A 6,581-nucleotide genomic window follows, 5' to 3' on the forward strand; every position below is an offset into this window, starting at 1 on the left:
GTGGCGGGCTTCTCGGCAGGCACGGGCAGCGCGTTCTCGCTGCTGCCGGCACAAAACGCGACAGGCAACTGGATCAAGGTCGTGCAGCGTTTGCCGGTGCGTATCGCACTCGACCCGAAGCAGTTGCAGCAACATCCGCTGCGTGTCGGCCTGTCGATGCAGGTCAAGGTGGACGTGCGCAATACGGACGGCAAGGAACTGGGTGAAGCGCCGGCGCTGCCGGTGTACGCCACCGATGTGTACGACAAGGTGGGTCATGACGCCGACGACATCGTCGCCAAGATCATCACCGAAAACGCCGGTGCCGCGGCTGCCTCAGGCGCAAACGGCGCCAGCGACACGCGCAACCAGCCGGCTCGCGCACGCCCCCTGTAAAGCGGAGGGGGGTGGCCCCCACCCCCTTTGACATCTCATGGCAACTCAAAACGCTCCTGGCCCCCTGACGGGGAGCCAGTTGGTATTCGGCACCATCGCGTTGTCGCTCGCCACGTTCATGAACGTGCTCGACACCTCGATTGCCAACGTATCGATTCCCGCCATCTCCGGCGACCTTGGCGTCTCGTCGAGTCAGGGGACGTGGGTGATTACGTCGTTCGCCGTGGCCAACGCCATCTCGGTGCCACTCACAGGCTGGCTGACCGAGCGCTTCGGCGCGGTGCGGCTGTTCATTTCGTCGATCCTGCTGTTCGTGCTGGCATCGTGGCTGTGCGGCATGGCGCCCACGCTCGAATTCCTGCTGGCGGCCCGTGTGTTGCAAGGTGCGGTGGCCGGTCCGATGATCCCGCTCTCGCAATCGCTGCTGCTCTCCAGCTATCCGAGCGCGAAGAGTTCGATGGCGCTCGCGCTATGGGGCATGACGACGCTGGTCGCCCCCGTGATGGGCCCGATTCTCGGCGGCTGGATCTCGGACAACTACCATTGGCCCTGGATCTTCTATATCAACATCCCGGTCGGCATTGGCGCCGCTTACGCCACTTGGCTGATCTATGCCAAGCGTGAAACGCCCACGCAACGCAAGCCGATCGATACCGTCGGGCTGGCCTTGCTCGTGTTGTGGGTCGGGTCGCTGCAAGTGATGCTGGACAAAGGCAAGGAACTCGACTGGTTCAATTCGTCGACGATTGTCGTGCTGGCGCTGGTGGCGTTGGTGTCGTTCTGTTTCTTCGTCATCTGGGAAATTACCGAGGAACATCCGGTGGTCGATCTGACACTCTTCAAGCGGATCAACTTTACGGGTGGCGTGGTGGCGATCTCGGTGGGTTACGGCCTGTTCTTCGGGAACCTGGTGATTCTGCCGCAGTGGCTGCAGATCCATCTCGGCTATACCGCGACGGAGGCCGGCCTGGTGCTGGCACCGGTGGGCCTGTTCGCCATCCTGCTCTCGCCAGTGATCGGTAAAACGCTGCCCAAGCTCGATGCCCGTTGGGTCGTGACCGTCTCGTTCCTGCTGTTCGCGCTGGTGTTCCTCATGCGTTCGCACTTCAATACGCTCGTCGATACGCGCACGCTGATGATTCCGACGTTCCTGCAGGGCGTGCCGATGTCGATGTTCTTCATCCCGCTCACTGCGATCATCCTGTCAGGGTTGCCGCCGAGTCGCATTCCGGCGGCGGCGGGGCTGTCCAACTTCGTGCGGATCACGTGCGGTGCGGTGGGCACGTCGATTGCGACGACCATGTGGGAGAACCGGATCACGCTGCACCATGCGCAGTTGACGGAGCATTTGACGCCCTACAACCCGACGTACAACGCCTCCGTGCAGACCCTGAATCAACTCGGCATGAGCACACCCCAGGCCAACGGTTACATCGACCGGCTAGTCACGCAGCAATCGGCGATGCTCGGCGCGAACGATATTTTCTGGATCTCGGCGCTGCTGTTCGTGCTGATGATCTCGATGGTCTGGATCACGCGGCCGATGAAGGGGGGCGGCGGTGCCGACGCTGCGGCCGGCGCGCATTGAAGCGAAGTCTTCCCCAGTGTCTGGCCCTGCCCTGTGCAGCCGGACACCTCTCGAACCCCGCTGACGTTAGCGGGGTTTTTTTTGGCCACGCCGACGATGCGCGCAACGCATAACAGTGAGGTTGATTCGCGACCCGCGTCGGCAACGACCACGCAATCGAAGTATGATGGCGCACTGCCCGACGCGATACCGGAATACCGCACGACGCTCGGGAATGTCACGTCCCCCAGCCAAAACCAACATCATGACGACCCCGCAGAACCCGAACGAACGCTCAGAAGTCACTTTCCGCTTTCTGGCCGAGCCGGCCGCCGTCAATTTCGGCGGCAAGGTGCATGGGGGCTCGCTGATGAAATGGATCGACGAAGTGGCGTATGCCTGCGCAGCCACCTGGTCGGGTCGCTATTGCGTGACGGTCAGTGTCGGCAACATCCGCTTCCGCCGTCCGATTCTGGTGGGCAATCTGGTGGAACTGCGTGCGCGTATCGTGGCCACCGGGCGCACCAGCATGCACATCCATGTCTCGGTGCACGCAGGCGACCCCAAGTGGGGCGAGCTGCGTCAGACGACCGATTGCCTGATGGTGTTCGTCGCCGTCGATGAGAGCAATCACCCGGTCGGCATTCCGTCGTTCGAACCGAAAACGGACGAGCAGAAAGCGTTGGCCAAGTACGCGATGGACGTCAAGGCAGCGCTCGACGCCATCGTGGAACTCAAGCCGGGGAACGTCGCCCACTGATGTCGACGGCGGTCGCCCGACCGCTGAATGGCGCGAGGGGCGCCCCTCGGGAACCGACGAGGCGCGCGAGCATGCGCCTCATCGCAACATCGGCTGGCCGCGACTGAACGGCGCCGACTGCGCTTGCTGCGATGACGTCGCTTACTGGGTCTTCAACAGCCGTTGCGGTGTGAGCAGCGCCTCGCCATCGAGTCGCGCAACGCCGAGCAACCGCACGGCGGCGTCGCCATCGGCTTCGGCATACACCTTCACCTCGATCGCCTCGGACGCCCCGGCGCACGCGCGCAGCGCCTGAGGACAGCGCGCCTCGTCCAGACGCAGACGTTGTCCGTGGCTGAAGCGCCTGGCGAGCGTTTCGTCGAGCCAGATCGTCGGCAGCGTCTTGAGCAACGCATCGACCGGTGCCAGCCTCTGCACACGTTGCGCGTGATCGAGCGCCCCCAAATCTTCCAGCGTCACGGCGCCGTCAAGCGTGAGCGGACCGACGGCCGTGCGGCGCAGCGCGCGCAAATGCGCGCCGCAGCCCAGCGCCTCACCGATATCTTCGGCCAACGTCCGCACGTAGGTGCCTTTGCTACAAGTCACGCGAAACGAGAACTCGGCGACGGCCGGCAACGCGCACGCTGTCATCTCCAACGCGTGAATCGTGACCGCACGCGCTTCGCGCTCGAGGGTCTGCCCCGCGCGCGCATATTCGTACAACGGCTTGCCGTCTCGCTTGAGTGCCGAATACATCGGCGGCACCTGCGAGATCGGGCCCGTGAAGCGTGGCAGCACCGCGCGAATCGCCGCTTCGTCCACCGTCACAGGGCGCGTTTGCAACACCTCGCCCTCGGCGTCGCCGGTGGTCGTCGTCTCGCCAAGACGCACCAGCGCTTCATAGGTCTTGTCGGCTTCGAGCAAGTCCTGCGAGAACTTCGTCGCCTCGCCGAAACAAAGCGGCAACAGACCGGTCGCCAACGGATCGAGCGTGCCGGTATGCCCCGCCTTCAACGCCTGTAACAATCGCTTGGCCCGGATCAGCGCGTCGTTGGACGACAGGCCCAGCGGCTTGTCCAGGAGCAACACGCCATCGAGCGCGAAACGGGGAAGTTTTTGGCGGGGTGCCTGCGAACGCGGGTCCGTCATGATGCGCAGAGTGCTTGAGAGAGTCTTGTGGGATACAACCCCTGGCACTCATCGCAAGTGCAAAGGTCGTGCCATACCGCCGGGCCGGCCCATCGGGCAGCCCGGCAGGGGGCATCGTCAATCGACGGACTTGCCGTCGTCTTCCTCGTCGCTGTGCGCGTCGTCTTCGACGACGCCGTCGTTCGCTTCGTCTCTCGCTCGCGTCGCGTTAGCCGTATCGATCAGTCGCGACATTTCGATCGCACGTTCGATCGACTGGTCGAAGTGGAAATGCAACGTCGGCACCGTGTGGATGTGCAGCCGCTTGAACAGCAGATTGCGCAGGTAGCCCGCTGCCTCGTTGAGCGCCTCGCCGGTCGCCTTCGGCTCACCGGTCAGCGTCGTGAAAAATACCTTTGCATGCGCATAGTCGGGTGTCACTTCCACGCTTTGCAGCGTCACCAGACCAATACGCGGGTCCTTCACTTCGCGCTGTATCAACTCCGACAGATCGCGCTGGATCTGATCGTTGATGCGAAGGTTTCGACCCGGAACGCCACGTTTCTTTGCCATAACATACTCGCTAGTAATGCAATGGCCCACGCCACCGGTTTCCCGGCCTGGTGGGCCATTCCACATTCATTGTGCAAATCGCGTTACAGCGAGCGCGCAACTTCCGTGATTTCGAACGCTTCCAGTTGGTCGCCTTCCGTGATGTCGTTGAAGTTCTTCACCGACAGACCGCACTCGAAGCCGGACTTGACTTCCTTCACGTCATCCTTGAAGCGCTTGAGCGAATCCAGCTCGCCCGTGAAGATGACAACGTTGTCGCGCAACACACGCACATGCGACGAACGCTTGACGAAGCCGTCCAGGACCATACAGCCGGCCACCGTACCGATCTTCGGCACACGGAACGTCTGACGCACTTCGACCGTACCGGTGATCTCTTCCTTCTTTTCCGGCGACAGCATGCCCGACATCGCCGCCTTCACTTCATCCACAGCATCATAGATGATGTTGTAGTAGCGAATATCGATACCGTTCGACTCGGCCAGCTTGCGTGCCAGCGCATCGGCGCGCGTGTTGAAGCCGATGATGACCGCCTTCGACGCCGTCGCCAGGTTGACGTCGCTTTCGCTGATGCCACCCACGGCAGCGTGCACGATCTGCACACGCACTTCCGGCGTCGAGAGCTTGTTGAGCGACTGCGCCAACGCTTCCTGCGAACCCTGCACGTCGGCCTTGATGATGAGCGGCAGCGACTTGACTTCGCCTTCGGCCATCTGCTCGAAAATGTTCTCGAGCTTCGCGGCCTGCTGCTTGGCCAACTTCACGTCGCGGAACTTGCCCTGACGGAACAGCGCGATTTCACGCGCCTTGCGTTCGTCCTGGACCACGAGCACTTCTTCACCCGCGCCCGGCACTTCCGACAGACCCTGAATTTCCACCGGGATCGACGGACCCGCTTCCTTCGCGTTCTTGCCGGTTTCGTCCAGCATCGCACGCACACGGCCATAGGCCTGACCGGCCAGCACCATGTCGCCACGACGCAGCGTGCCCGACTGCACCAGAATCGTCGCCACCGGACCCTTACCCTTGTCCAGCTTCGCTTCGATCACGATACCCTTGGCCGCGGCTTCCGCCGGCGCCTTCAGCTCCAGGACTTCGGCCTGCAGCAGCACGTTCTCGAGCAGATCGTCGATGCCCGCGCCCGTCTTCGCCGACACCGGCACGAACGGCGATTCGCCGCCGTATTCTTCCGGCACCACGCCCTCGGCCACGAGTTCCTGCTTCACGCGGTCCAGGTTCGCATCCGGCTTGTCGATCTTGTTGATCGCGACCACGATCGGCACGCCGGCGGCCTTGGCGTGCGCAATGGCTTCCTTCGTCTGCGGCATCACGCCATCGTCCGCCGCGACCACGAGAATCACGATGTCCGTGGCCTGCGCACCGCGAGCCCGCATGGCCGTAAAGGCTTCGTGACCCGGCGTGTCGAGGAACGTCACCGTACCGCGCGGCGTATCGACGTGATAAGCACCGATGTGTTGCGTAATACCGCCGGCTTCGCCCGCCGCCACCTTGGCGCGACGGATGTAGTCTAGCAGCGAGGTCTTGCCGTGGTCGACGTGACCCATCACCGTCACCACCGGCGGACGCGGCAGCGCTTCGCCTTCCGTCGCATCGTTGCCCAGCGCCAGCAGCGTTTCCGGATCGTCCAGCTTTGCGGCGATCGCGCGGTGGCCAAGCTCCTCCACCACGATCATGGCCGTTTCCTGATCGAGCACCTGGTTGATGGTCACCATCTGGCCCATCTTCATCATCAGCTTGATGACTTCCGAGGCCTTCACCGACATCCGGTGCGCCAGATCGCCCACGCTGATCGTTTCCGGTACGTGAACATCACGCACGACCGGCTCGGTCGGGGCCTGGAACGACGAACGATCATCCTGCGAATGACGGTCGCCACGACGGCCGCCACGGCCACCGCCACGCCAACCATCCGAACCACCGCTCGTGTCGCCGCGCGTCTTCATGCCGCCGCGCTTGTTGCGGTTATCGGCATCCTTCTGCCAGGCGCCCGGCTTCTTGTCCTTCTTGTCGGCGGCACCCGCGGTCGTCGAGGCCGGGGCGGCTGCCGCCGGCTTCTTGTCCGCCGGCTTGGCCGACGCGGCACCTTCCGGCTTGGCCGGCTTGTGCAGGGTACCCTTCGCTTCCGGCTTGGCTGCAGCCGCCGGCGCGGCAGGTGCCGGCTCCGGCGCCTTGAGCACG

6 protein-coding genes are annotated in these 6,581 nt (G+C 63.4%); 3 read left to right on the forward strand and 3 right to left on the reverse strand.

Annotated elements, in window-relative coordinates; genetic code table 11:
* The 3 genes from A985_RS28960 to A985_RS0105000 all read left to right on the forward strand — a co-directional run.
* Window positions 1–375 (forward strand): HlyD family secretion protein (locus tag A985_RS28960; protein WP_232424523.1); only part of this gene is annotated, 375 nt, incomplete at its 5' end.
* A 37-nt stretch (window positions 376–412) separates the two neighbouring features.
* Window positions 413–1,963 carry a DHA2 family efflux MFS transporter permease subunit gene (locus tag A985_RS0104995; protein ID WP_026131667.1) on the forward strand — a complete coding sequence of 517 codons (1,551 nt, stop codon included), beginning with the start codon at window positions 413–415 and terminating at the stop codon, window positions 1,961–1,963.
* A 244-nt stretch (window positions 1,964–2,207) separates the two neighbouring features.
* Complete coding sequence (locus A985_RS0105000) at window positions 2,208–2,702, forward strand: acyl-CoA thioesterase (protein ID WP_017232309.1); 495 nt, start codon at window positions 2,208–2,210, stop codon at window positions 2,700–2,702.
* A 141-nt stretch (window positions 2,703–2,843) separates the two neighbouring features.
* Here the strand turns inward: A985_RS0105000 and truB are convergent, their stop codons facing one another.
* The 3 genes from truB to infB form a co-directional block, all read right to left on the reverse strand.
* Complete coding sequence (truB, locus tag A985_RS0105005; protein ID WP_017232310.1) at window positions 2,844–3,830, reverse strand: tRNA pseudouridine(55) synthase TruB; 987 nt, start codon at window positions 3,828–3,830, stop codon at window positions 2,844–2,846.
* A gap of 117 nt (window positions 3,831–3,947) precedes the next feature.
* Complete coding sequence (gene rbfA, locus A985_RS0105010) at window positions 3,948–4,382, reverse strand: 30S ribosome-binding factor RbfA (RefSeq protein ID WP_017232311.1); 435 nt, start codon at window positions 4,380–4,382, stop codon at window positions 3,948–3,950.
* A gap of 83 nt (window positions 4,383–4,465) precedes the next feature.
* The coding region (gene infB, locus A985_RS0105015) for a translation initiation factor IF-2 (RefSeq protein WP_017232312.1) at window positions 4,466–6,581 on the reverse strand (2,116 nt) is incomplete at its 5' end.

It is taken from the genome of Pandoraea sp. B-6 (assembly GCF_000282835.1).
Taxonomy (GTDB): domain Bacteria; phylum Pseudomonadota; class Gammaproteobacteria; order Burkholderiales; family Burkholderiaceae; genus Pandoraea; species Pandoraea cepalis.